Source organism: Cronobacter malonaticus LMG 23826 (assembly GCF_001277215.2).
GTDB classification, from domain to species: Bacteria; Pseudomonadota; Gammaproteobacteria; order Enterobacterales; family Enterobacteriaceae; genus Cronobacter; species Cronobacter malonaticus.
This window is the reverse complement of sequence record NZ_CP013940.1, coordinates 2,559,229-2,584,448: the sequence shown is the minus strand read 5'-3', so window position 1 is coordinate 2,584,448 and position 25,220 is coordinate 2,559,229. Positions and strand designations below refer to the sequence as shown.

Here is a 25,220-nt window from a genome sequence, read left to right as displayed (position 1 = left end):
GTGAAAAAAGGCCCGTTATTCGCGGCTTTGACCCGTATTGACTCCCCTCCGGCTGGCGGTTATGGTGCCACTCGTGCGCCAGAAGTGCATAGTTATTGTTCATTTGATTGTAGACCTGAATATCATGGATAAAATTGACGCTCATCGCCGCAAACTGCTGACGATTGGCGGCGCCGCTTTAGGCGCTGCGATACTGCCCACGCCTGCATTTGCTACCCTGTCGACGCCACGACCGCGTATTCTTACGCTCAATAATTTACATACTGGCGAATCCATTAAGGCCGAGTTTTTCGATGGCCGGGGCTATATTCAGGATGAATTAGCAAAGCTTAATCATTTCTTTCGTGATTACCGGGCAAACAAGGTAAAAGCGATTGATCCCCGTTTATTTGACCAGCTTTTCCGTTTGCAGGGGCTGCTCGGCACCCGTAAACCGGTACAGCTGATCTCCGGCTATCGTTCCGTTGATACCAACAACGAACTGCGATCCAAAAGCCGCGGTGTGGCTAAGCATAGTTACCACACCAAAGGCCAGGCCATGGATTTTCATATCGAAGGTATTTCGTTAAGCAATATTCGCAAAGCGGCGTTATCTCTGCGCGCCGGTGGTGTAGGATACTACCCCAGCAGTAACTTTGTGCATATTGATACCGGGCCGCTAAGGCACTGGTAATTAACGACCCCGGCAGCGCGCCGGGTAAAAGGAGCGGTATGAACTATCATATTATTCCGGTTACGGCGTTCGCGCAGAACTGCTCGTTAATCTGGTGTGAGGAGACGCGACAGGCGGCGCTGGTGGACCCGGGCGGCGATGCGCAGCGTATCAAGGAAGAAGTCGCCCGTATTGGCGTGACGCTGCAGCAGATCCTGTTGACGCATGGTCATCTCGACCACGTGGGCGCGGCGGCGGAGCTTGCGGCACACTACGGCATCCCCATCATCGGCCCGGAAAAAGAAGATGAGTTCTGGCTTCAGGGCCTGCCTGCGCAGAGCCGCATGTTTGGTCTCGATGAGTGCCAGCCGTTGACGCCAGACCGCTGGCTTAATGAAGGCGATACGGTGAACGTCGGCAATATAACGCTTGCCGTGCTGCACTGCCCGGGCCACACGCCGGGGCACATCGTCTTTTTCGACGCGCAGTCTCGTTTGCTGGTTTCTGGCGACGTCATCTTTAAAGGCGGAGTGGGGCGCAGCGATTTCCCGCGCGGCGATCACAGTCAGCTTATCGATGCCATCAAACGTAAGCTGCTGCCGCTTGGCGATGACGTGACGTTTATTCCTGGGCACGGCCCGATGTCCACGCTCGGCCACGAGCGCCTGCACAATCCGTTTCTGCAGGATGAAATGCCGGTCTGGTAATCTGTTTCCCAATAAAAAGGGCCGCACTGTGCGGCCCTTTTTGTATCTTTACGCAGCGATTAGAGCACCGCGACGATGGCTTCGCACAGCGGCGCCATGTTATCCGGCGTCATGCCCGCCACGTTTACGCGCCCGGACGCGACCGCGTACACGCCAAACTCTTCACGCAGACGCAGCACCTGTTCTTTGGTCAGACCGCTGAATGAGAACATGCCGTTCTGTTTGGTAATAAAGCTGAAATCGCGGTTTGCGCCTTTCTCCGCCAGCGTGTTCACAAACAGCTGACGCATACGCTGGATACGCTGGCGCATATCGGTGAGCTCCTGTTCCCAGATGGCGCGCAGCGCGTCGTTGCTGAGAATGGTCGCGACCACTGACGCGCCGTGTGCCGGCGGGTTGGAGTAGTTGGCACGAATGCAGGATTTCATCTGGCTGAAGGCGCGGTCTGCGGCATCGGCATCCGCCGCGACCAGCGTACAGGCCCCTACGCGCTCGTTGTACAGGCCAAAGTTTTTGGAGAACGAGCTCGCGACGATAAGTTCCTTATGCAGCGCGGCAAACGCGCGCAGGCCTTCAGCATCTTCTTCCAGACCGCGGGCGAAGCCCTGGTAGGCGAAATCGAACAGCGGCAGCCAGCCTTTCTCGACGGACAGTTTCGCGAGCTGTTCCCACTGATCCAGCGTCGGGTCGATACCGGTCGGGTTGTGGCAGCAGCCGTGGAACAGCACCACGTCGCCCGCCTGAGCTTCCTGCAGGCTATTTAACAGGCCGTCGAAATCCAGAGAATGATTGGCGGCGTCGTAATAAGCGTACTCACGCACTTCCAGCCCGGCGGAGTTAAACACGCCTTTATGGTTCGGCCAGCTCGGGTTAGAGACCCAGACGCGTTTGACGTCGGTGTTTTTGGCGAGGAAATCCGCCGCGACGCGCAGCGCGCCGGTGCCGCCTGGGGTCTGCGCCGTGCGGGCGCGTTTATCGCTGATGATATGGCTGCCTTTGCCGAACAGCAGTTCCTGCGTGCAGCGGCCAAATTCGGGAATACCGTCAATGCCGAGGTAGTTTTTGGTGGTTTCATTTTCCAGCAGATATTGTTCTGCTTTTTTTACGCTGGTCAGAACCGGGGTCTTACCGGTTTCATCCTTGTAAACACCAATACCTAAGTTAATTTTGGTTGGGCGATCGTCGGCACGAAACAGATCGGCCAGGCCAAGGATCGGGTCGGCTGGGGCGGCGGTAATGTTCTCAAACATGACGAGGTTCCATTGTGATTTCAGAAGGGAAATTCGCTATCAGGTTAACGGGAGATTTACAAAATGCCAACCGTTTGCCCGGAAAAGTTACGTGGATCGCAAAAGTTGGCAGAATTTTCTTTTACACATAAAAAAACAGGGCCGAAGCCCTGTTTTTTCGCTATCAGACAACAAGGTTGTGCTGATTAGAACTGGTAAACGATACCCACTGCAGCGGTGTTGTCAGAACCAACGCCCAGTTTGTTGTCGCTGTCGATCTGGTTGATGATGTAATCAACATAGGTAGACATGTTTTTGTTGAAGTAGTAAGTGGCACCTACTTCTACGTAGTTGATGTAATCTTCGCTACCGATGCCTTCAACATCTTTCGCTTTAGATTTGTAGTAAGCGATGGACGGACGCAGACCGAAATCGAACTGATACTGTGCTACAACTGAGAAGTCCTGAGTTTTGTTTGCGAAACCGCCATCGATGCGGGTCGCGTTACGGGTTTCACCGTACAGCGCGGCCAGATAGATGTTGTTAGCGTCATATTTCACGCCAGTCGCCCACTGCTCAGCTTTAGCGCCTTTACCGCGAGCCAGAGATTCCTGTGCATTGGTACGATCTGCTGCGCCGTAACCACCGATTACGCTGAAGCCGTCGAATTCGTAACCCAGAGAGGTTGCCCAGCCGTCACCATTAGAACGCTGAATATCGTCAATTGAGCCGCCAGTTTTTGCGCGCTCGTTTTTGCCCAGGTACTGAAGACCGAAGCTCAGACCATCAACCAGACCAAAGAAATTGCTGTTACGGTAAGTGGCCAGGCCGCCCTGACGACCTGCGAAGAAGTTGTCGCTAGGACCGGTATCACCACCGAATTCCGGCAGCATATCGGTTACGCCGATGGCGTCGTATACCAGGCCATAGTTACGACCGTAGTCGAAAGTGCCGAAGTCGCCAAATTTCAGGCCCGCAAATGCCAGACGGGTTTTGTTACCTTTTTGAGAGTCAGTGCCGCCTTCTGAGTTGCTGCCCTGGAAGTTATATTCCCACTGGCCGTAACCGGTCAGTTGGTCGTTGATCTGAGTTTCGCCTTTAAAACCAAGACGGGCATAGGTTCTGTCGCCATTGCCATCATAACCTTTTGCGCCGTTATCTTTAGTGAAATAGTGCAGACCTACCGCTTTACCGTAGATGTCTACTTTGTTGCCGTTTTTGTTATAGATTTCTGCAGCGTTTGCTGCACCGGCTACCAGCAGGGCAGGGATAACCACTGCCAGGATATTGCGCTTCATCATTATTTATTACCCTCATTGGTTTTTTTGAACACCTGCCACTGCCGTCAATAATTCATTACGGAACTATTGATGAGAGTTTGGTGTCTTTCTGTGTCTGTCTGGCATCTTTCCATTCATATAATCGTTTCGCTACCCGGAAAGTGCTACAAATGCCTTAATCAGGTAACAAAAAGAAATATTGTGTAAAAATTTATTAATGAAAGGGAACTTTGTGAGAGACCTCAAATTTATTACTTAAGTGAATAAATTTCGGCCATTCCTTTCTTATATATATGAAAAACTTATTATTAATTTAGATAAGGCGCATTTTTATACAATTGTAATCAACAAGAGTTTTATACTGGATGAGATGGATGGAAGGCCAGATGTCTGTGGAAGTTGTGTGCAAATATGCTATGGCGAAGCGGTGCAAAAAATCGCCATCAGACAATTGATGATTTTTTGTATAGTCTCATTTTCCGTGAAACCGTAATAGAAAATGAACAACACGGTGCAGGCAGAAAAAAGGCCAGCATGTCGCTGGCCTTTTGAGGATTAGAAGTTCGCGTTGCGCGGTGTACGCGGGAAGGGAATTACATCGCGCACGTTCTGAACGCCGGTAACATAGGCGATCAGACGTTCAAAGCCGAGACCAAAGCCGGAATGCGGCACGGTGCCATAACGGCGCAGGTCGCGATACCACCAGTAGTCTTCTTTATTAAGACCCATCTCTTCCATACGCGCATCCAGCACGTCGAGGCGCTCTTCACGCTGGGAGCCGCCGATGATTTCACCGATGCCCGGCGCGAGTACGTCCATCGCCGCCACGGTTTTACCATCTTCGTTAAGGCGCATATAAAACGCCTTGATGTCTTTCGGGTAATTTTTAACAACGACCGGCGCTTTAAAGTGTTTCTCAGCGAGATAACGCTCATGCTCGGACGCCAGATCCACGCCCCAGTAAACCGGGTTCTCGAATTTCTCGCCGCACTTCTCAAGAATAGCGACCGCGTCGGTGTAATCCACCTGCGCGAAGTCGGCAGAGATGAAACGCTCCAGACGCTCAATGGCTTCTTTATCCACGCGTTCGGCGAAGAACTTCATGTCGTCCATGCGTTCATCGAGCACCGCTTTGAAGACATATTTCAGCATCGCTTCCGCGAGACCCGCGACATCGTTCAGGTTGGCGAACGCCACTTCCGGCTCCAGCATCCAGAACTCCGCCAGGTGGCGGCTGGTGTTGGAGTTTTCAGCGCGGAAGGTTGGGCCGAAGGTATAGACTTTCGACAGCGCGCAGGCGTAGGTTTCGCCGTTCAACTGGCCGGACACGGTCAGGAACGCTTCTTTACCGAAAAAGTCTTTATCGAAATCGATTTTGCCCTGCGCGTCGCGCGGCAGGTTTTCCAGATCCAGCGTCGAGACGCGGAACATTTCACCCGCGCCTTCGGTATCCGACGCGGTGATAAGCGGCGTGGAGACCCAGAAAAAGCCCTGCTCGTGGAAGAAACGGTGCAGCGCCTGCGCCAGCGTGTGGCGTACGCGAGCCACGGCACCTATCAGGTTAGTACGCGGGCGCAGGTGCGCGACTTCACGCAGATACTCAATACTGTGGCGCTTGGCCGCCATCGGGTAGGTGTCCGGATCGTCCACCCAGCCGGTCACTTCCACCTGGGTTGCCTGCAGCTCAAAGCTCTGGCCTTCGCCCGGGGATTCCACCACCTTGCCGGTGACGATAACCGAGCAGCCCGTCGTGAGGTGTAAAACCTCTTCATTGTAATTGGGCAGAGAATTATTAATGACAGCCTGTATCGGATCAAAGCAGGAACCGTCATAAACGGCGAGGAAGGAGATGCCAGCTTTTGAATCTCTTCGGGTACGCACCCACCCGCGCACGGTGACTTCACTGTCAACGGCAACACGGCCCTGGAGTACGTCGGCTACAGGCACAACGCTCATAATTTTCTCTCTGGTTAATGGTCAAAAATAACATTTTCCACCCGGACGGGGGGTTATCTATGTTACCTGGCATACGCCATCAGACAAGCAGAATTCGCGGTGCGGGAAAAAGAAATCGCAAAGGAGAGGGAAAACCAGGGAGCGCGCGGCTCCCTTTGAGAAAACATCAGCTTGCTTTACGCACCTGAGGAAGATCGAAGGCTTTGCGCAGCGCGCGGACAAACGCCTTATCGTGACAAATCGTTTTGCCTGGGCTGTCGGAGAGCTTTGCCACCGGACGGCCGTTACACTCAACGAGCTTAATCACGATATTGAGCGGCTTCACGTGCGGGATATCGCAGGTCAGGCGGGTGCCGATACCAAAGCCGAGCTTCACGCGGTCCGCGAAGTGGCGATAGAGCTCAATGGCTTTCGCGAAATCGAGGTTATCAGAGAAGATAAGCGTTTTGCTGAGCGGATCGATGCCGAGCTGCTGGTAGTGCGCGATGGCTTTCTCGCCCCACTGCACCGGATCGCCGGAGTCGTGGCGCAGCCCCTGGTAACGCCCGGCGAACTCCGGGCCGAAATCGCGCAGGAAGGCGTCCATCGTAATACAGTCGGTCAGCGCGATGCCGAGCATATCCGGGTATTCGTCAAGCCACGCCTGCAACGCCGCAATCTGGCTGTTCGCGAGATCGGGGCTGATTTGCTGATGCGCCTGGAACCATTCGTGGGCCTGCGTACCCATCGGCGTCAGGGAGAGACGGCGGGCGAGATCGTAGTTACTGGTGCCGATAAACCACGGCTCCAGCTTAAGGCGTTCAACTATCGCCTGCTGGACATCGCGCGAGAAACGGCGGCGGGTGCCGAAATCCATCAGACGGAAAGCGCTTAAATCCAGCCCGTCCGTCATGGTGCGGAAATCATCGAGTTTCACTTCGAGATGCGCCAGCGCCTGGCCGACGCTCGCTTCCGGCGAACGATAGCGATGCACCAGTTCGCTAATCACGGCCAGCAGCGGCACTTCCCACATAATGACTTCGCGCCACGGGCCGCTTAAGCGGATATCCAGCTTGCCGCTGTCGTTGCGGATCTGCACCTGCGTCGGGTCATAACGGAACGTTTTCAGCCACTGCAGATAGTCGGCCCGGAAAAACGGCAGCCCGGAGAGCCACTGATACTCGGCGTCTGAAAGCGCCAGATGCTGCATGGCATCGACCTGCTCGCGGATAGCGTCAGCATAAATGCCCAGCAGGTCGTCACCCCGGCAGCGAAATTCCGCTGCGACATGCACGTCATAATAGTGGTGAAACACCGCCTGCTGCATATGCAGCTTATAGGCGTCCGTATCCAGCAGCGTTTGCAATAGGGGGGAAGCGTATTGTGTCATGGTGCGAACTGGCATCCTCTCACAGGCGCGTGTCTATCAGTGGCATAAGCAGATAAAGACGCAGGAGTATACCCTGATTATCGGTTTATTGAAGCAGGATCACAACACAACCGGCGAAGCGGGTCGAGGGCAATTTGTGCCGCATGTTACTTAAATGTAGCAATCTGCGCGGTAGCCGCTGAAAAGTGAAAGATTCTGCGTGGCAACATTAACGCAACAGGAATAGACTGGAGACGTAACCATACGGACCCTGGATAAGGTTTTTTATGACTCAACAGCCACAAGCAAAATACCGCCACGACTACCGTGCGCCGGATTACCTGATTACCGACATTGATCTGACCTTCGACCTCGACGCCGCCAGAACGCGGGTCACTGCGGTCAGTCAGATCAACCGCCGCGTGGCGGAGAACGCGCCGCTGCGTCTGGATGGCGAAGACCTTACCCTGATTTCGGTTGAGGTGGATGGGCAACCCTGGACGCATCACCGTCTGGAAGAGGGCGCGCTGGTGCTGGAAAACCTGCCGGAGCGCTTCACGCTAAAAATCGTCAACGACATCAACCCGGCGGCGAACACGGCGCTGGAAGGGCTGTATCAGTCTGGCGAAGCGCTCTGCACCCAGTGCGAAGCCGAAGGCTTCCGTCACATCACCTGGTATCTGGACCGCCCGGATGTGCTGGCGCGCTTTACCACTAAAATCATCGCCGATAAAACGAAATACCCGTATTTGCTCTCCAACGGTAACCGCATGGCGCAGGGCGAGCTGGAAGATGGCCGCCACTGGATGCAGTGGGAAGATCCGTTCCCGAAACCGTGCTACCTGTTTGCGTTGGTGGCGGGTGATTTTGACGTGCTGCGCGATACCTTCACCACCCGCTCCGGCCGCGACGTGGCGCTGGAGCTTTATGTAGACCGCGGCAATCTGGATCGCGCCGGCTGGGCGATGACCTCGCTGAAAAACTCAATGAAGTGGGACGAAGAGCGCTTTGGGCTGGAATACGATCTCGACATTTATATGATAGTCGCGGTCGATTTCTTCAACATGGGCGCGATGGAGAACAAAGGGCTTAATGTCTTTAACTCCAAATTTGTGCTGGCCCGCGCTGAAACCGCGACGGATAAAGACTATCTCAACATTGAGCGCGTTATCGGCCACGAATATTTCCACAACTGGACCGGCAACCGCGTCACCTGCCGTGACTGGTTCCAACTGAGCCTGAAAGAGGGGCTGACCGTCTTTCGCGATCAGGAGTTCAGCTCCGATCTCGGCTCCCGCGCGGTCAACCGCATCAGCAATGTGCGCACCATGCGTGCGATGCAGTTCGCCGAAGACGCAAGCCCGATGGCGCACCCGATTCGCCCGGACATGGTCATTGAGATGAATAACTTCTACACCCTGACCGTGTATGAGAAGGGTTCCGAAGTCATCCGTATGCTCCATACGCTACTTGGCGAAGCAAATTTCCAGAAAGGAATGCAGCTCTACTTCGAGCGTCACGACGGCAGCGCCGCCACCTGCGACGATTTCGTTCAGGCGATGGAAGACGCGTCGAATGTCGATCTCTCACATTTCCGCCGCTGGTACAGCCAGTCCGGCACGCCAATTGTCACCGTGCAGGATGATTACAATCCGCAAACCGAGCAGTACACGCTGACGTTAAGCCAGCGCACGCCGCCGACGGCGGATCAGCCGGAAAAACTGCCGCTGCATATTCCGTTCGATATCGAGCTGTATGACAACGAAGGCAAGGTTATCCCGCTGCAAAAAGACGGGCATCCGGTGCACCATGTGCTGAACCTGACGCAGGCGGAGCAGACGTTCGTCTTTGATAACGTTTACTTCCAGCCGGTGCCGTCGCTGCTGCGCGAATTCTCCGCGCCGGTGAAGCTGGAATATAAATGGAGCGACCAGCAGTTAACGTTCCTGATGCGTCACGCGCGTAACGATTTCTCGCGCTGGGATGCGGCGCAGAGCCTGCTGGCGACCCATATCAAGCTCAACGTCGCGCGTTATCAGCAGCAGCAGCCGCTGTCGCTGCCGTTGCACGTGGCGGACGCTTTCCGCGCAATCCTGCTTGACGAAACCATCGATCCGGCGCTGGCGGCGGAGATCCTGACGCTGCCGTCGCAAAACGAAATCGCCGAGCTGTTCCAGACCATCGATCCGCAGGCTATTGCGGCGGTGCATGACGCGCTGACCCGTACGCTGGCGACCGAGCTTGCCGATGAACTGCTGGCGGTCTACAACGCCCATAAACTCACCGGTTACCGTATCGATCACGCGGATATCGGCAAACGCGCGCTGCGTAACACCTGCCTGCATTATCTGGCGTTTGGCGACGCGCAGTTGGCTGACAAGCTGGTCTCAACCCAGTATCACGACGCGGACAACATGACCGACGCGCTGGCAGCGCTGGCCGCCGCTGTGTCAGCGCAGCTGCCGTGCCGCGATACGCTGCTCGCCGAATACGATGACAAGTGGCACCACGACGGTCTGGTGATGGACAAGTGGTTTATGTTGCAGGCGATGAGCCCGGCGAAAGGGGGGGTGAGCAAGGTTCGCGCGCTGCTGGAGCACCGTTCCTTCAGCCTCGGCAACCCGAACCGCGTGCGAGCGCTGGTGGGCGCGTTCGCCACTAACAACCCGGCGGCGTTCCATGCCGAAGATGGCAGCGGCTACCGCTTCCTGGTGGATATGCTGATTGAGCTGAATACCCGCAACCCGCAGGTGGCGTCGCGTCTGATTGAGCCGCTGATCCGCCTGAAGCGTTATGACGAAAAACGTCAGGCGCTGATGCGCGCGGCGCTGGAGGAGCTGAAGGCGCTGCCGAAGCTGTCCGGCGATCTGTATGAGAAAGTGAGCAAGGCGCTGGCGTAATGGGCTGATATAGGGTGGTGGGTGCGCTGCGCTTACCCACCCTACATAACACCCTGTCAGCATTGTAGGGCGGGTAAGCGTAAGCGCACCCGCCTTTCTTTTATCGATAACGAATTACCCTACCTTGACTGCCCGCACCGGCGCAGGCGTTTTACACATCACCCGGTTCAATACCTGTGCTTCCAGCTCCGCCAGACGCGGCGTGCCGTGGTGACGTGGATGCGGCAAATCCACGGCCACATCCAGCCCAATTTTCCCGTCTTCGATTAACAACACCCGCTCCGCCATCGCCACCGATTCGCTCACGTCATGCGTCACCAGCAGCACCGTAAAACCGTGCTCGCGCCACAGCGACACAATCAATTCCTGCATCTCAAGGCGCGTCAGCGCATCCAGCGCGCCGAGCGGCTCATCAAGCAGCAACAGGCCGGGGCGATGAATCAACGCGCGCGCCAGCGCCACGCGCTGCTTTTGTCCGCCGGAAAGCGCGGCGGGCCAGTCGTTCGCGCGGTCGGCCAGGCCTACTTCTTCCAGCGCCCGGCGCGCCGCAGGCTGCCAGTCGCCTGTAAGCCCCAGCCCGACATTATCCAGCACCTTTTTCCACGGCAGCAGTCGCGCATCCTGAAACATCATCCGCGTATCCTCGCGCACGTCGGCAAGCGGCGCGTTCCCGGCGCGCAGTTCTCCGCCGTCTGGCGTTTCCAGCCCGGCGAGCAGGCGCAGCAGCGTGCTCTTGCCGCCGCCGCTGCGCCCGACCACCGCCACAAACTGCCCGGCGGGAATATGCAGATCCAGCGCGTTAAGGATGGTCTTCGCGCCGTAGCGTTTGGTCACGCCTTCCAGCAGCAGCGGCGTTCCCTGGTTGAGTCGTGATGTCGTCATGCGTTAGCCTCTTTAGTCTGGTAAGCGGGGTGCCAGCGCAGCCAGACGCGCTCAAGCAGGCGGGCGCTGAGATCCGCGAGCTTGCCGAGCAGGGCGTAGAGAATAATCGCCACCACCACCACGTCGGTTTGCAAAAACTCGCGCGCGTTCATCGCGAGGTAGCCAATGCCGGCGTTCGCCGAAATCGTCTCCGCCACGATAAGCGTCAGCCACATCAGCCCGAGCGCGAAGCGCACCCCGACCATAATCGAGGGCAGGGCGCCTGGTAAAATCACCTGCCGGAACAGGCTGAAACCCGAAAGCCCGTAGCTGCGCGCCATCTCCAGCAGACCGCTGTCAATATTGCGAATGCCGTGCCAGGTGTTGATATAGATCGGGAACAGCGTGCCGAGCGCCACCAGAAAAATTTTGGCGCTCTCGTCGATGCCGAACCACAAAATCACCAGCGGGATCAGCGCCAGATGCGGCACGTTACGCAGCATCTGGATGGAGCTGTCGAGCAGCCGTTCGCCCCAGCGCGACAGCCCGCTGATAAGCCCGAGCACCAGCCCAATCAGTCCGCCGATGGAAAAACCCACCAGCGCGCGCCAGCTGCTGATCGCCAGGTGCTGCCAAAGCTCGCCGCTCGCCGTCAGCCGCCAGAACGTTTCCACCACGCTTTCCGGCGATGGCAGAATACGCGTCGACAGCCAGCCCGTCTGGGAGGCGAGCTGCCAGACGGCAATAATTCCCACCGGCAACACCCACGGGGCGGCGCGCTGGAGCCATTTTTGCGAAGCGCTTGTCATGCAGCCTCCTTAACTCTGCGCCACCCGGCGCGGTATAAACTCATTGGCTACCGCTTCGCCCTGCGCCGTGAGCGGGCGCGGCTGCGGCACGTCCGGGATGGCGACATCGAGATGCGGGAATAAAAGCTCACCGACCCGGTACGCCTCTTCCAGATGCGGATAACCGGAGAGAATAAAGCTGTCGATGCCAAGCGCTGCGTATTCATTAATGCGCGCCGCCACCGTTGGGCCATCGCCCACCAGCGCTGTGCCCGCGCCGCCGCGCACCAGACCGACGCCCGCCCAGAGGTTCGGGCTGATCTCAAGCTGGTCGCGCCGACCGCCGTGCAGCGCCGCCATGCGCTGCTGGCCGACGGAGTCCTGACGCGCGAACGCCGCCTGCGCTTTGGCGATCGTTTCGTCGTCGAGATGGGCGATCAGCCGGTCGGCGGCCTGCCATGCTTCTTCCGTGGTTTCACGCACAATCACATGCAGGCGAATGCCGAAGCGTACCGTGCGTCCGTGGGCTGCCGCTTTGGCGCGCACCTGGGCTATCTTCTCTTTTACCTGCTCCGGCGGCTCGCCCCAGGTCAGGTAGAGATCGACCTGCTCGGCAGCCAGATCCTGCGCCACGTCGGACGATCCGCCGAAGTAGAGCGGCGGGCGCGGTTGCTGTACCGGTGGGAACAGCAGCTGCGCGCCGCGCACCTTAATATGCTTACCTTCAAAATCGACCTTCTCGCCTTCGAGCAGGCGGCGCCAGACGCGGGTAAATTCGGCCGACGCCTCATAACGCGCCGTGTGATCAAGGAACACGCCGTCACCGGCCAGCTCCTGCGGATCGCTGCCGGTCACCAGGTTAAAGAGCGCGCGGCCGTTAGAGAGCCTGTCCAGCGTCGCTGCCTGCCGCGCCGCCACGGTCGGCGATACCACCGACGGGCGCAGCGCCACCAGGAATTTCAGCCGCTGGGTGACCGGGATCATCGAGGCTGCGACCAGCCAGGCGTCCTCGCAGGAGCGCCCGGTTGGGATCAGCACGCCGGTAAATCCGAGGCGGTCAGCGGCCTGGGCAATTTGCTGCAAATAACCATGATCAACCGGGCGAGCCCCTGCGTCGCTGCCAAGATAGTGACCATCGCCGTGGGTGGGTAAAAACCAGAACAGATTCAGACTCATGATTTCGCTCCTTCAGTAGCGCCGGACCAGATGCGGCTGCGGATATCGACTTTTTTCGGGACCAGATGGTTGTCATAAAACAGATCGGCGGTGTGCTGTTGGCGCACGGCCGTCTCTTCATTCACGGGCGTGATACGCGTCGGCGGGCGGTGATCGAAATAGAGCTCAATGACCGGCTCCGGCAGCCCGATGCTTTGCGCGAACAGTTTCACGCTCTCTTTGCGCTGGCTGCGCGTCAGGGCGTCCGCTTCGCTGAAGCTCTCCAGCACGCCTGTCAGGAACTGACCATATTTTTCGGCATAGGGGCGCGAGGCGAGGTAGAACGATCCGGTGAGATCGAGATCGGTGCCGTCGGTCAGCACCCGCACGCCGCCCTGAATGAGCGCGGCGGAGTAGTACGGGTCCCAGATGGCCCAGGCGTCGACGTTACCCTGCGTAAACGCGGCGCGCGCATCGGCGGGCGTGAGATAGACCGGCTGAATATCGGTAAATTTCAGGCCGGCTTTTTGCAACGCGCGCAGCAGCAGATTGTGCGAGCTGGAGCCTTTCTGGAACGCGACCTTATGGCCTTTCAGGTCGACGACGCTTTTAATCGGGCTGTTTTCCGCCACCAGCAACACCTCGGCTTTCGGTTTCGGCGGCTCGCTGCCGACATAGACCAGATCGGCGCCCGCCGCCTGAGCGAAGATCGGCGGAATGTCGCCGGTACTGCCGAGATCGATGCTGCCGACATTGAGCGCTTCAAGCAGCTGCGGGCCCGCCGGGAATTCCACCCAGGTGATTTTGGTGTTCGGGTAACGCTCCTCAAGCAGATGATGGCTTTTCGCCAGCACCATGCTCACAGAGCCTTTCTGATAGCCGATGCGCAGCGCCTCCGGCTGCGGCTCGGCGGCGCTGGCGCCTGCGGCAAAAAGCGCGAGGCTGGCTGCCAGCAGTGGTGCGGCGTGACGACGCAAAAGATTAAGCATGTAACGTTCTCCTTGTGAACTGCGGCGCAGGGGTTGCCAGATGGCGGCGGGTCAGCGCCTGCCAGAAAGTGTCGAGGGCATCGTCAAGACGCGTTTGTAGCTGCGGGGAAAAGCGCGGCTGATGGTGGTAATCCAGCACTTGCGTGTCGTCAGCGAAGACACCATGCAGGATCTCCTGCGCTTTCAGGGCGTTAAGCACAGGTTTAAGCGCGTAATCCAGCGCCAGCAGATGGCCGGCCGAACCCCCGGTCGCGACCGGCAACACGACTTTTTTCTCCAGCGCCCGTTCGGGCAGGAGATCGAGCAGCGTCTTCAGCGCGCCGGAAAACGAGGCCTTATAGATGGGGGTGGCGATGATGACGCCGTCGGCCTGCTGAAGCTGTTCAATCAGCGTCAGGAGCGCCGGGCTGTCGAAGCGGGCGTAGAGTAAATCTTCTGGCGCGAAATTCTGGATATGCCAGTGACAGATCTCGACATCCAGTCGGGTAAGCTCGCCTGCGAGATACGAGAGCAGGGCGCTGGAGCGTGAAGGAAAGCGTGGGCTTCCCGCCAGAGTAATAACCCGCATACCACCTCCTTATAACCAAAATAATGGTTTTCATTAACATTAATAACAATATGAGAGGATAGTGGCAGAGGGGCTGGCCTTGAGAAACTAAAAATAGTGGCGATGCTTTGCTGAAAAATGCATAAAACGACGCTAAAAAGAAAACGTTTGCTTTCACACGGCCTTTTTTGCCGCAGGTCAATTCCCTTTGTGAAGCGGATCGCAGATAATAGCGCCCCGGTTTGCACACCGGGAATCCAGGAGAGTTCATGTACTACCCCTTCGTTCGAAAAGCCCTTTTTCAGCTCGACCCCGAGCGCGCTCACGAATTGACCTTCCAGCAAATGCGCCGCATTACCGGCACACCTCTTGAAGCGCTGCTGCGCCAGAAAGTGCCGTCTAAACCGGTGACCTGCATGGGGCTGACGTTTAAAAACCCGCTGGGGCTTGCTGCGGGCCTTGATAAAAACGGCGAGTGCATTGACGCCCTTGGCGCGATGGGCTTTGGATCGGTGGAAATCGGCACCGTGACGCCGCGCCCGCAGCCGGGCAACGACAAGCCGCGTCTGTTCCGCCTGGTCGAAGCAGAAGGGCTGATTAACCGCATGGGCTTTAATAATCTCGGCGTGGATAACCTGGTGGAGAACGTCAAAAAAGCGCATTTTGACGGCGTGCTCGGCATTAATATCGGCAAAAATAAAGACACGCCGGTAGAACAGGGTAAAGATGACTATCTGATCTGTATGGAAAAAGTCTTCCCCTACGCCGGGTATATCGCGATTAATATCTCGTCACCCAATACGCCGGGTTTGCGCTCGCTGCAATATGGCGAGGCGCTGGACGATCTTCTCGTCGCCATTAAAAATCAGCAGCAATTGCTGTCGCAAAAGCACCATAAATATGTACCCGTGGCGGTAAAGATCGCGCCGGATCTTTCTCTTGAGGAATTGATCCAGGTGGCCGATAGCCTGGTGCGTCATAATATTGATGGGGTTATTGCAACCAATACGACGCTCGATCGCAGCCTGGTGCAGGGTATGAAATATTGCGATGAAACGGGCGGATTAAGCGGCCGTCCTCTGCAATTAAAAAGTACGGAAATCATTCGCCTGTTAAGCCAGGAGCTGCAAGGACGCCTGCCGATTATCGGCGTCGGCGGTATTGATTCCGTTATTGCCGCGCGGGAAAAAATGGCGGCTGGCGCTTCGCTTATTCAGATCTATTCCGGCTTTATTTTTAAAGGCCCGCCGCTTGTAAAAGAAATTGTGACCCATCTTTAAGCATTTCCTTATCTGAGACGGCCAGGGCTTTATTTTCAGCCCTGGTTGTTTTATATTCCGCGGTTGTTGCTAATTTAAACGTCATAGTCTTAGATTATTGAGGGAATAAACGAAGCGGCAAAATAAGGGAAATAATTTTGAGTTTCAGCGTGGTGGGGGGTAATGATGCGTATAAAGCCGGACGATAACTGGCGCTGGTATTATGATAACGAGCACGACCGTATGATGCTCGATCTGGCCAACGGCATGCTGTTTCGCTCGCGTTTTGCCCGCAAAATGTTGACGCCTGACGCGTTCGATCCTTCGGGATTCTGCGTTGATGACGCCGCGCTCTGGTTCTCCTTCGATGAAAAATGCCGTGAACTTCCTCTCGCCGCTGAACAGCGCGCTGAACTGGTGCTGAACGCCCTCGTCGCTATCCGCTTCCTGAAACCCCAGATGCCGAAAAGCTGGCATTTCTTAACCCACGACGCCGCCGAATGGTCGCCGAGCTGTGGTGATGCCGCCTGCGTATGGCTGAGCGACAGCGGCGAAGCGGTCTGCCTTCTGGTGGTCGAGCCTGGTGATAACGCGACGCTTTGTCTGCTGGCGCAGCCTGCGTTGACGCTCGCGGGCCGCGCGATGCAACTGGGTGATGCGATTAAAGTGATGAATGACAGGCTCAAACCGCTGGCGAGCGCCCCGCATCTGAGCCTTGATCAGGCGGTTTAACGCGCGAGCCGTATCGGGCCTGCCGGCACGCAGCTACAGCTTAAGAACGTGCCGTCATCGCTGAGCGCGCTTTTCTTCAATGGCGTAACTTCCCCTTCCAGCAGCGTCACGCGGCAGCTGCCGCAAATCCCGGCGCGACAGGAGTAGGGCACACGAATGCCCTGCTGTTCAAGCTGCTCGAGCACAACCTGCTGATTATTTCCGCTAAAGCTTTTGCCTTCCCATTCGACTGAAACCTTCGCTGCTGCGTTTGCCGCAGGCATCACGCTCTCTTCCACTTCACCTGCGCCATAGAGTCGTGCCGGGCCGGTCGAAAGGACTTCAACGCGATCGCCTGCGCGGATCACGCCGCTGTTGCGGGCAATGAGATTCTGGCCGAAATCGACATCGCCGTTATCCAGCGCCGTGCGGAATTTTTGCAGCGTCGCGAGCGGCTCGCCGCTCGGATGTTTGCGTCCGCGCTCGGGGCTGACGGTAGTGAAAACGCAGCGGCTGCACGGTTTGGCGACATCAAACACCACGTCGCCAATGCGAATCACTTTCCAGGTATCTTCAGCCCAGGCCTCAACGCCGGTCACAACCAGATTCGGGCGGAACTGATTCATCGTTACACCCGCCGGGCAGCGTTTTTGCAGATCGCGCAGCGAGGCTTCATTAGCGAGCAGATATGGAAAGCCATCGGCAAAACCGAGCGGTACCCCGGGATGAAGTTTTACGCGGCGCGTAAGCGACGGGCCGACCCAGCGCAGTTGCACATCGCGGCCAAAAAAGCCGCTCAGCCACTGGTTAACGCTTTCGGGCGCGATAAGCGCGGTGAAATGATTGCCCCAGACTTCCGTCGGCGCGGGAAGCGTGGCGAAGTCATTGAAGCGAATGGCTGCGCTGCTGCCGTCCGGCGCGGTGAGGTGCAGCCCGTCCGGCAGCAGCGCGGGCGTGAAAAGCACCATTTGCGGATACTGGCGCGCGGTAATAAAGGTGCCATCGGTTTCCGTCACCATAAACGCGCGGTCAAATGTCAGGCCGCTGACATCCGCCAGCGCGTGGGAGACCTGCAACCCACGCATCGATTTCACCGGATGAATAAAAAGCTGCGATAAAACCATGGCGTATGCCCTCCCGGCATAAGAAATAGAAGGGCAACTTTATGACATGCGTGCGGGATTGGCTATAATGCGCCACTATTTTCTTTTTACTGAAGTGACGATATGAATGCTTTGTTTGCCAGTACGGCGCGTGGGCTCGAAGAGCTGTTAAAAACTGAACTGGAAAACCTGGGCGCGCAAGAGTGCCAGGTGGTTCAGGGAGGCGTGCATTTTCAGGGCGATGCGGCTCTGGTTTATCAAAGCCTGATGTGGAGCCGTCTTGCGTCGCGTATTTTGCTGCCGCTTGGCGAATGCGCGGTTTACAGCGATCTGGATCTCTATCTGGGCGTTCAGGCTATCGACTGGACGAGCATTTTCGCGCCCGACGCCACGTTTGCCGTTCATTTCAGCGGACTTAACGACACCATCCGCAACAGCCAGTATGGTGCCATGAAGGTGAAAGACGCGATTGTCGACGCTTTCACCCGTAAAAATTTGCCGCGCCCGAGCGTGGATCGCGAGCTGCCGGATCTGCGCATTAACGTCTGGCTGAATAAAGACACCGCCAGCATTGCTATCGATCTTAGCGGTGAAGGCCTGCACCAGCGCGGCTATCGCGATCGCACCGGCCAGGCGCCTATCAAAGAGAACCTGGCGGCGGCGATTGTGATGCGCTCCGGCTGGCAGCCGGGCACGCCGCTGCTCGACCCGATGTGCGGCTCCGGCACGCTGCTGATTGAAGCGGCAATGATCGCCACCGATCGCGCACCCGGTCTGCACCGTACCCACTGGGGTTTTAACGGCTGGGCGCAGCATGACGAAAGCCTGTGGAAAGAGGTGAAAACCGAGGCGCAGGTGCGCGCGCGTCGCGGTCTTAGCGAATATGCCTCGCGTTTTTACGGCTCCGATAACGATGCGCGCGTCATTGAGCGCGCCCGCACCAACGCCCGTCGCGCCGGTCTTGCCGATATCATTACCTTCGCCGCGCAGGATGTGACGAGTCTGACCAATCCGCTGCCGGAAGGCCCGACCGGCACCGTTATCAGCAACCCGCCATACGGCGAGCGTCTGGAGAGCGAGCCGGCGCTGATCGCGCTGCACAGCCTGCTCGGGCGCATTATGAAAAACCAGTTCGGCGGCTGGAACCTGTCGCTGTTTAGCGCCTCGCCGGAGCTGTTAAGCTGCCTCCAACTGCGCGCAGACCGCCAGTTCAAAGCGAAAAACGGCCCGCTTGATTGCGTTCAGAAAAACTATCGTCTGGCGCCGACGCAGCCGGGCGCAGCGCCGGCCCAGGTGGCGGAGGATTACGCTAACCGCCTGCGTAAAAATCTGAAGAAGCTGGAGAAGTGGGCGAAACAGGAAGGCATTGAATGTTATCGCCTGTATGATGCCGACCTGCCGGATTACAACGTGGCCGTAGACCGCTACGCCGACTGGGTAGTGATTCAGGAATACGCGCCGCCGAAAACCATCGAGCCGGAAAAAGCGCGCCAGCGTCTGTTCGACGTGATTGCCGCCACGCTCTCGGTGCTTGGCCTTGCGCCGAATAAGCTGGTGCTGAAAACCCGCGAACGCCAGAAAGGCAAAAATCAGTATGAAAAACTGGCCCAGAAGGGCGAGTTTATGGAAGTCCATGAGTTTAACGCGCGTCTGCTGGTCAACCTGACGGATTATCTCGATACCGGCCTGTTCCTCGATCACCGCATTGCGCGTCGGATGCTCGGCCAGATGAGCAAAGGCAAAGATTTCCTGAACCTCTTCTCCTATACCGGCAGTGCCAGCGTGCATGCGGGCCTCGGCGGCGCGCGCTCCACCACGACGGTGGATATGTCGCGCACGTACCTGGAGTGGGCTGAGCGCAACTTACGTCTCAACGGGCTGAGCGGCCGCGCGCATCGCCTGATTCAGGCCGACTGCCTGAGCTGGCTTGCCGAGAGCAATGAACAGTTCGATCTGGTCTTTATCGATCCGCCGACGTTCTCCAACTCCAAGCGTATGGAAGAGACGTTCGACGTGCAGCGCGATCATCTGCGCCTGATGAAAGATCTTAAGCGCCTGCTGCGTCGCGACGGGACGATTATGTTTTCCAATAACAAGCGTGGCTTCCGTATGGATAACGAAGGGCTTGCGGCCCTGGGCCTGAAAGCGCAAGACATCACACAAAAAACGCTCTCTCAGGACTTCGCGCGCAACCGCCAGATCCATAACTGCTGGCTTGTGACTCACCAGACCAAGGAATAAAGCATTATGTCGTTAATCAGTATGCATGGCGCCTGGCTCTCATTCAGCGACGCGCCCCTGCTCGATAATGCCGAACTGCATATCGAAGAAAATGAGCGTGTCTGTCTGGTAGGACGCAACGGGGCCGGTAAATCGACCCTGATGAAAATCCTCAACCATGAGCTGCCGCTGGACGATGGTCGCATTGTCTATGAACAGGATCTGGTCGTTGCGCGTCTGCAACAGGATCCGCCGCGTAACGTTGCGGGCACCGTTTACGATTTCGTCGCCGAAGGCGTGGCGGAACAGGCCGAATACCTGAAGCGCTATCACCAGATTTCGCACCTGGTCATGACCGATCCGAGCGAGAAAAACCTGTCAGAACTGGCGAAAGTGCAGGAGATGCTGGAGCACCACGATTTGTGGCAGCTCGAAAACCGCATTACGGAAGTGCTGGCGCAGCTGGAGCTGGATGCCGACACGCCGCTCGCGTCGCTCTCCGGCGGCTGGCTGCGTAAAGCGGCGCTGGGCCGGGCGCTGGTCAGCGCGCCGCGCGTGCTGCTGCTCGATGAGCCAACCAACCATCTGGATATCGAGACCATTGACTGGCTGGAAACTTTCCTGAAATCGTTCTCCGGTAGCATCGTATTTATCTCGCACGACCGTTCGTTTATCCGCAACATGGCGACGCGCATCGTTGACCTCGACCGCGGCAAGCTGGTGTCGTACCCGGGTGATTACGACAAATATCTGGTCGCGAAAGAAGAAGCGCTGCGCGTCGAAGAGCTGCAAAACGCGGAATTCGACCGCAAGCTGGCGCAGGAAGAGGTGTGGATCCGCCAGGGCATCAAAGCGCGTCGTACCCGTAACGAGGGCCGCGTGCGCGCGCTGAAGGCGATGCGTCGCGAACGCGGCGAACGCCGTGAAGTAATGGGCAGCGCGAAGATGCAGGTGGAAGAGGCGACCCGCTCCGGCAAAATCGTCTTTGAGATGGAGAACGTCAATTACCGTGTCGGCGAGAAAGTGCTGGTGAAAGACTTTTCCGCCCAGGTACAGCGCGGCGATAAAATCGCGCTGGTGGGGCCAAACGGCTGCGGTAAAACTACGCTACTCAAACTGATGCTCGGCCAGCTGAAAGCCGACAGCGGCCGCGTGCATTGCGGCACCAAACTGGAAGTGGCGTATTTCGACCAGCACCGTGCGGAACTCGACCCGGAACGCACGGTGATGGACAACCTGGCCGAAGGCAAACAGGAAGTAATGGTCAATGGTAAGCCGCGCCACGTGCTCGGCTATCTGCAGGACTTTCTGTTCCATCCGAAGCGCGCTATGACGCCGGTGCGCGCGCTCTCCGGCGGTGAACGTAACCGCCTGCTGCTGGCGCGTCTGTTCCTCAAACCCAGCAACCTGCTGATCCTCGATGAACCGACCAACGACCTCGACGTCGAAACGCTGGAGCTGCTGGAAGAGCTTATCGACAGCTATCAGGGCACTGTGCTGCTGGTGAGCCACGACCGTCAGTTTGTGGACAACACCGTGACCGAATGCTGGATTTTCGAAGGCGAAGGCCGGATTGGCCAGTACGTTGGCGGCTATCACGATGCGCGCGGCCAGCAGGCCTCGTCGCGCGCGATGCAGCAGCCGGTCGCGAAGAAAGCGGAGCCTGTGGCGGAGTCGAAGGCAGAAACTGTCAAACGAGGCAGCAACAAACTAAGCTATAACTTGCAGCGCGAACTGGAGCAGTTGCCCGCCCGTCTTGAGACGCTGGAGGCAGAGCTTGAGGCATTGCAGGCGAAAGTCAGCGATGCGTCGTTCTTTAACCAGCCTCACGACGTAACGCAGGATGTGCTTGCGCAGCTGAGCGCTGCCGAAGCGGCACTGGAAGAAGCGTTTGAGCGCTGGGAATATCTTGAATCACTTAAAAACGGCTGATTATTCAGGAACCCGCATGCATGAACGTCATCATGCGGGCGAGCATATGCTCTGCCCGCAATGCGATCTTCTGGTCAGGCTCCCGGCGCTGAAGCCGGGGCAAAAAGCGCATTGTCCCCGCTGCGACACCACGCTTGTCGTTGAGTGGGCGGCACCGCGCCAGCGTCCTACGGCGTATGCGCTGGCGGCACTGTTCATGCTGCTGCTCTCCAATCTTTTTCCCTTCGTCAATATGGAAGCGGCGGGCGTCAGCAGCGAGGTGACGCTGCTTGAAATCCCGCGCGTCCTGTTTAATGAAGACTACGCGAGCCTCGGCTCGCTGTTCATGCTGTTTGTGCAGTTGGTGCCCGCGTTCTGTCTGGTGACAATCCTTCTGCTGGTCAACCGTGTCACGCTGCCGCCGCGACTGAAAATCGCGATGGCCCGTGTGCTGTTCCAGTTGCGCAGCTGGGGCATGGCGGAAATTTTCCTCGCAGGCGTGCTGGTGAGCTTCGTAAAGCTGATTGCCTATGGCGATATCGGCATTGGCAGCAGCTTTATTCCCTGGTGTCTCTTTTGCATCCTGCAACTACGCGCTTTTCAATGCGTCGATCGCCGCTGGCTCTGGGATGATATCGCGCCGATGCCGACAGTATCTCAGCCACTGAAAGTAGGTGTTGCCGGTATCCGCCAGGGGCTGCGCGCGTGCCCGTGCTGCACCGCTATCCTTACCGGCGAAGAGGGACGCTGCCCGCGCTGCCATACGCATGGTCATGTGCGTCGTAAACACAGTCTTCAGTGGACGGTCTCACTGCTGGTCTGCTCCATTATGCTTTATCTGCCCGCCAATCTGTTGCCTATCATGATTACCGATCTGCTGGGCGACAGAATGCCTTCCACCATTATCGCGGGCGTGATCCTTATCTGGAATGAAGGCTCTTACCCGGTGGCGCTGGTGATTTTCCTGGCCAGTATTATGGTGCCGACGCTTAAGATGATCGCTCTCGGCTGGCTGTGCCTTGATGCTAAAGGCTATGGCCGTCAGGAGCGCGAGCGAATGCATCTGATGTATGAAGTGGTGGAGTTTGTCGGCCGCTGGTCGATGATCGACGTTTTTGTTATTGCCGTGCTGTCCGCGCTGGTTCGTATGGGCGCGCTGATGAATATTTATCCGGCCTGGGGAGCGGTCATGTTTGCGATGGTGGTGATTATCACTATGTTCGCCGCGATGACCTTTGACCCGCGTCTCTCCTGGGACCGTGAGCCTGATTCAAGCTATGAGGAGTTACCCGAACATGGAAAATAAACGCGGGGAAGCGAAGATTAAACGGGTGAAGAACTGGTCACCCGTCTGGATCTTCCCGATTATTACCGCGCTTATCGGCGCCTGGATCTTGTTTTATCACTACAGCCACCAGGGACCTGTCGTGACGCTGATGACCACTAACGCGGAAGGCATTGAAGGGGGGAAAACCACCATCAAGAGCCGCAGCGTGGATGTGGGCGTTGTGGAAAGCGCGGTGCTGACCGATGATTTACATCATGTTGAAATCAAAGCGCGCATGAATCCTGGAATGGAAAAGCTATTGTATGGCGATTCCGTCTTCTGGGTGGTTAAGCCGCAAATCGGGCGTGAGGGCGTTACGGGGCTGAACACGTTGTTATCTGGTTCCTATATCGAACTTCAGCCAGGCTCGAAAGGCAGCGCGCCGGAATCGTATAAGCTGCTCGACGCGCCGCCGCTGGCACCGCCGGACGCGAAAGGGATTCGCGTTATCCTCGACAGCAGCAAAGCCGGGCAACTTAACCCGGGCGATCCGGTGCTGTTCCGCGGCTATCGCGTCGGTTCGGTGGAAACCAGCACCTTTGATCCGCAAAAACGCTCCATCAGCTATCAGCTTTTCATCAATGCACCTAACGATCGCTTGGTGACCAGTAACGTGCGCTTCTGGAAAGACAGCGGGATCGCAGTCGATCTCAGTTCCTCCGGTATGCGCGTGGAGATGGGATCGCTTAGCACGCTCTTTAGCGGCGGCGTCAGTTTTGACGTGCCGGACGGCTGGGAGCTTGGGCAGCCGGTGGCCGAGAAAACCGCTTTTACGCTCTATGACGATCAGCGCAGCATCCAGGAATCACTTTATACTAAACATATCGATTACCTGATGTTCTTTAAAGATACCATTCGTGGCCTGCAGCCTGGCGCGCCGGTAGAGTTTCGCGGTATCCGCCTCGGGACCGTCGCGCAGGTGCCGTTCTTTGTGCCTGGCCTGCATCAGGCGGTGACCACCGATTACCGTATTCCGGTACTGGTACGCATCGAGCCGGAGCGTCTGGCGAATCAGATTGGCGAGGATCCGAACATTGAGAGCCATATGCACGATCTGCTGAAAAAAGGCCTGCGTGCGACGCTGAAAACCGGCAATCTGGTGACCGGACAGCTCTTTGTCGATCTCGATTTCTACCCGAAAGCGCCGCCGGTCACCGATATGGCGAGCTTTAATGGCTACCCGGTGATCCCGACGGTAAGCAGCGGGCTTGCGCAGATCCAGCAGCGTCTGATGGATACGCTGGATAAAATTAACAATCTGCCGCTCAACCCGATGATCGAACAGGCCACGAATACGCTCTCGGAAAGCCAGCGCACCATGCGCCGCCTGCAGACGACGCTCGACAACCTGAACCAGCTGACCTCCAGCCAGTCGGCGCAGGAACTGCCGGCAGATATGCAGAAAACGCTGCGCGAGCTTAACCGCAGCATGCAGGGCTTCCAGCCGGGCTCTGCCGCCTATAACAAAATGGTGGCGGATATGCAGCGTCTGGATCAGGTGTTGCGTGAGCTTCAGCCGGTGCTGCGCACGCTCAATGAGAAGAGCAACGCGCTGGTATTCGAATCGAAAGAGAAAAAGGATCCGCAGCCGAAGAGGGCGAAAGAATGAAAAAATGGCTCCCGTTTGTCGCCGTAGCGCTATTGAGTGCCTGCAGCAGCACAGAGGAAACCACCTGGTATCAGCTCCCGGCGTCTACGGCGCCGGTGACGCGTAGCGCGCCGATGAACAGCCAGCATCTGCTGTGGGTGGAGCAGGTGTCGGTGCCTGATTATCTCGCGGGTAACGGCGTGGTCTACCAGACGACCGACGTGCAGTATGTGATTGCCAGCCAGAACCTGTGGGCCAGCCCGTTGGATCAGCAATTGCGCAATACACTGGTGACGAACCTGAACGCCACGCTGCCGGGCTGGGTGGTTTCCGCCCAGCCGCTGGGGGCTGAGCAGGATACCCTGAATGTAAACGTGACCGGCTTTCATGGCCGGTATGACGGTCGGGTGATCGTCAGCGGTGAATGGCTGCTTAAGCATAAAGGACAGCTCATCAAGCGGCCTTTCTACACCGAACTGAAGCAGCAGCAGGATGGCTATGACGCAATGGTAAAAACGCTGGCGCAGGCCTGGCAGCAGCAGGCGAAAACCATTGCTGATGAGGTTGCGCGTCAGCCATAAAAAATTTGAATGATGTTAAAAGGCCGTCGTCTTCTTCTTAAAAGGGCGACGGCTTTCTCTTTTATGCCAGTCAGATAAGCTCATCGCGCCCTCATTTTTTGTATAAAT

General features: G+C 57.3%; 20 protein-coding genes. 10 read left to right on the top strand and 10 right to left on the bottom strand.

Annotated elements, in window-relative coordinates; genetic code table 11:
* Positions 1–124 precede the first annotated feature (124 nt).
* Both mepK and AFK66_RS12230 read left to right on the top strand, forming a co-directional pair.
* On the top strand, positions 125–673 hold the full coding sequence (gene mepK / locus AFK66_RS12235; RefSeq protein ID WP_004385484.1) for a peptidoglycan L,D-endopeptidase MepK: 549 nt from the start codon (positions 125–127) through the stop codon (positions 671–673).
* A gap of 38 nt (positions 674–711) precedes the next feature.
* Positions 712–1,359, top strand: a complete 648-nt coding sequence (locus AFK66_RS12230; RefSeq protein WP_007782559.1) for an MBL fold metallo-hydrolase — start codon at positions 712–714, stop codon at positions 1,357–1,359.
* 59 nt (positions 1,360–1,418) lie between these two features.
* Here AFK66_RS12230 and AFK66_RS12225 read toward each other — a convergent pair whose 3' ends face one another.
* The 4 genes from AFK66_RS12225 to pncB form a co-directional block, all read right to left on the bottom strand.
* Positions 1,419–2,609: an amino acid aminotransferase gene (locus AFK66_RS12225; RefSeq protein WP_023899042.1), complete on the bottom strand. Its 1,191-nt coding sequence runs from the start codon at positions 2,607–2,609 to the stop codon at positions 1,419–1,421.
* Between the two features lie 185 nt (positions 2,610–2,794).
* A complete protein-coding gene (ompF, locus tag AFK66_RS12220) occupies positions 2,795–3,889 on the bottom strand; it encodes a porin OmpF (protein ID WP_023899041.1) in 1,095 nt (364 codons plus the stop codon).
* 534 nt (positions 3,890–4,423) lie between these two features.
* Positions 4,424–5,824 (bottom strand): asparagine--tRNA ligase, encoded by a 1,401-nt coding sequence (gene asnS / locus AFK66_RS12215; RefSeq protein WP_004388062.1) that lies wholly within the window; start codon positions 5,822–5,824, stop codon positions 4,424–4,426.
* Between the two features lie 166 nt (positions 5,825–5,990).
* Positions 5,991–7,193, bottom strand: a complete 1,203-nt coding sequence (pncB, locus tag AFK66_RS12210; RefSeq protein WP_032968078.1) for a nicotinate phosphoribosyltransferase — start codon at positions 7,191–7,193, stop codon at positions 5,991–5,993.
* A gap of 266 nt (positions 7,194–7,459) precedes the next feature.
* Between pncB and pepN the strand changes: the two genes are divergently transcribed.
* Positions 7,460–10,072 carry an aminopeptidase N gene (gene pepN, locus AFK66_RS12205; RefSeq protein WP_007782573.1) on the top strand — a complete coding sequence of 871 codons (2,613 nt, stop codon included), beginning with the start codon at positions 7,460–7,462 and terminating at the stop codon, positions 10,070–10,072.
* Positions 10,073–10,186: 114 nt separating this feature from the next.
* Here pepN and ssuB read toward each other — a convergent pair whose 3' ends face one another.
* The 5 genes from ssuB to ssuE are packed head-to-tail and all read right to left on the bottom strand — an operon-like array spanning position 10,187 to position 14,433.
* Positions 10,187–10,954 (bottom strand): aliphatic sulfonates ABC transporter ATP-binding protein, encoded by a 768-nt coding sequence (gene ssuB, locus AFK66_RS12200; RefSeq protein WP_007782576.1) that lies wholly within the window; start codon positions 10,952–10,954, stop codon positions 10,187–10,189.
* Complete coding sequence (gene ssuC, locus AFK66_RS12195; protein ID WP_007782579.1) at positions 10,951–11,742, bottom strand: aliphatic sulfonate ABC transporter permease SsuC; 792 nt, start codon at positions 11,740–11,742, stop codon at positions 10,951–10,953. Before ssuC ends, ssuB begins: the two co-directional genes overlap by 4 nt.
* Positions 11,743–11,751: 9 nt before the next feature.
* A complete protein-coding gene (ssuD, locus tag AFK66_RS12190; RefSeq protein ID WP_007782581.1) occupies positions 11,752–12,897 on the bottom strand; it encodes an FMNH2-dependent alkanesulfonate monooxygenase in 1,146 nt (381 codons plus the stop codon).
* Positions 12,894–13,865, bottom strand: a complete 972-nt coding sequence (locus tag AFK66_RS12185; protein WP_023899040.1) for a sulfonate ABC transporter substrate-binding protein — start codon at positions 13,863–13,865, stop codon at positions 12,894–12,896. The genes ssuD and AFK66_RS12185 overlap by 4 nt, the downstream gene beginning before the upstream one ends.
* Positions 13,858–14,433 (bottom strand): NADPH-dependent FMN reductase, encoded by a 576-nt coding sequence (gene ssuE / locus AFK66_RS12180; RefSeq protein WP_023899038.1) that lies wholly within the window; start codon positions 14,431–14,433, stop codon positions 13,858–13,860. The genes AFK66_RS12185 and ssuE overlap by 8 nt, the downstream gene beginning before the upstream one ends.
* A gap of 248 nt (positions 14,434–14,681) precedes the next feature.
* Here ssuE and pyrD point away from each other — a divergent pair, with 248 nt between their 5' ends.
* Positions 14,682–15,692 carry a quinone-dependent dihydroorotate dehydrogenase gene (gene pyrD, locus AFK66_RS12175; protein ID WP_032979810.1) on the top strand — a complete coding sequence of 337 codons (1,011 nt, stop codon included), beginning with the start codon at positions 14,682–14,684 and terminating at the stop codon, positions 15,690–15,692.
* Positions 15,693–15,857: 165 nt separating this feature from the next.
* Complete coding sequence (locus tag AFK66_RS12170; RefSeq protein ID WP_032968753.1) at positions 15,858–16,403, top strand: cell division protein ZapC; 546 nt, start codon at positions 15,858–15,860, stop codon at positions 16,401–16,403.
* On the opposite strand, the gene AFK66_RS12165 is transcribed toward AFK66_RS12170, so the two are convergent.
* The gene (locus AFK66_RS12165; RefSeq protein WP_023899035.1) at positions 16,400–17,506 is read right to left on the bottom strand and encodes a YcbX family protein; all 1,107 of its coding nucleotides are present in this window, start codon (positions 17,504–17,506) and stop codon (positions 16,400–16,402) included. The two genes, AFK66_RS12170 and AFK66_RS12165, sit on opposite strands and share 4 nt — an antisense overlap.
* Positions 17,507–17,608: 102 nt before the next feature.
* On the opposite strand from AFK66_RS12165, the gene rlmKL reads away from it, so the two are divergent.
* The 5 genes from rlmKL to pqiC are packed head-to-tail and all read left to right on the top strand — an operon-like array spanning position 17,609 to position 25,112.
* On the top strand, positions 17,609–19,726 hold the full coding sequence (rlmKL, locus tag AFK66_RS12160; RefSeq protein WP_007782635.1) for a bifunctional 23S rRNA (guanine(2069)-N(7))-methyltransferase RlmK/23S rRNA (guanine(2445)-N(2))-methyltransferase RlmL: 2,118 nt from the start codon (positions 17,609–17,611) through the stop codon (positions 19,724–19,726).
* A 6-nt stretch (positions 19,727–19,732) separates the two neighbouring features.
* A complete protein-coding gene (locus AFK66_RS12155) occupies positions 19,733–21,637 on the top strand; it encodes an ABC transporter ATP-binding protein (RefSeq protein WP_007782639.1) in 1,905 nt (634 codons plus the stop codon).
* A gap of 16 nt (positions 21,638–21,653) precedes the next feature.
* Positions 21,654–22,922, top strand: coding sequence for a membrane integrity-associated transporter subunit PqiA (gene pqiA, locus AFK66_RS12150; protein WP_023899034.1), 1,269 nt, complete (start codon positions 21,654–21,656; stop codon positions 22,920–22,922).
* Positions 22,912–24,552 carry an intermembrane transport protein PqiB gene (gene pqiB / locus AFK66_RS12145; RefSeq protein ID WP_007782644.1) on the top strand — a complete coding sequence of 547 codons (1,641 nt, stop codon included), beginning with the start codon at positions 22,912–22,914 and terminating at the stop codon, positions 24,550–24,552. The genes pqiA and pqiB overlap by 11 nt, the downstream gene beginning before the upstream one ends.
* Positions 24,549–25,112: a membrane integrity-associated transporter subunit PqiC gene (pqiC, locus tag AFK66_RS12140; RefSeq protein WP_007782648.1), complete on the top strand. Its 564-nt coding sequence runs from the start codon at positions 24,549–24,551 to the stop codon at positions 25,110–25,112. The genes pqiB and pqiC overlap by 4 nt, the downstream gene beginning before the upstream one ends.
* Positions 25,113–25,220 lie beyond the last annotated feature (108 nt).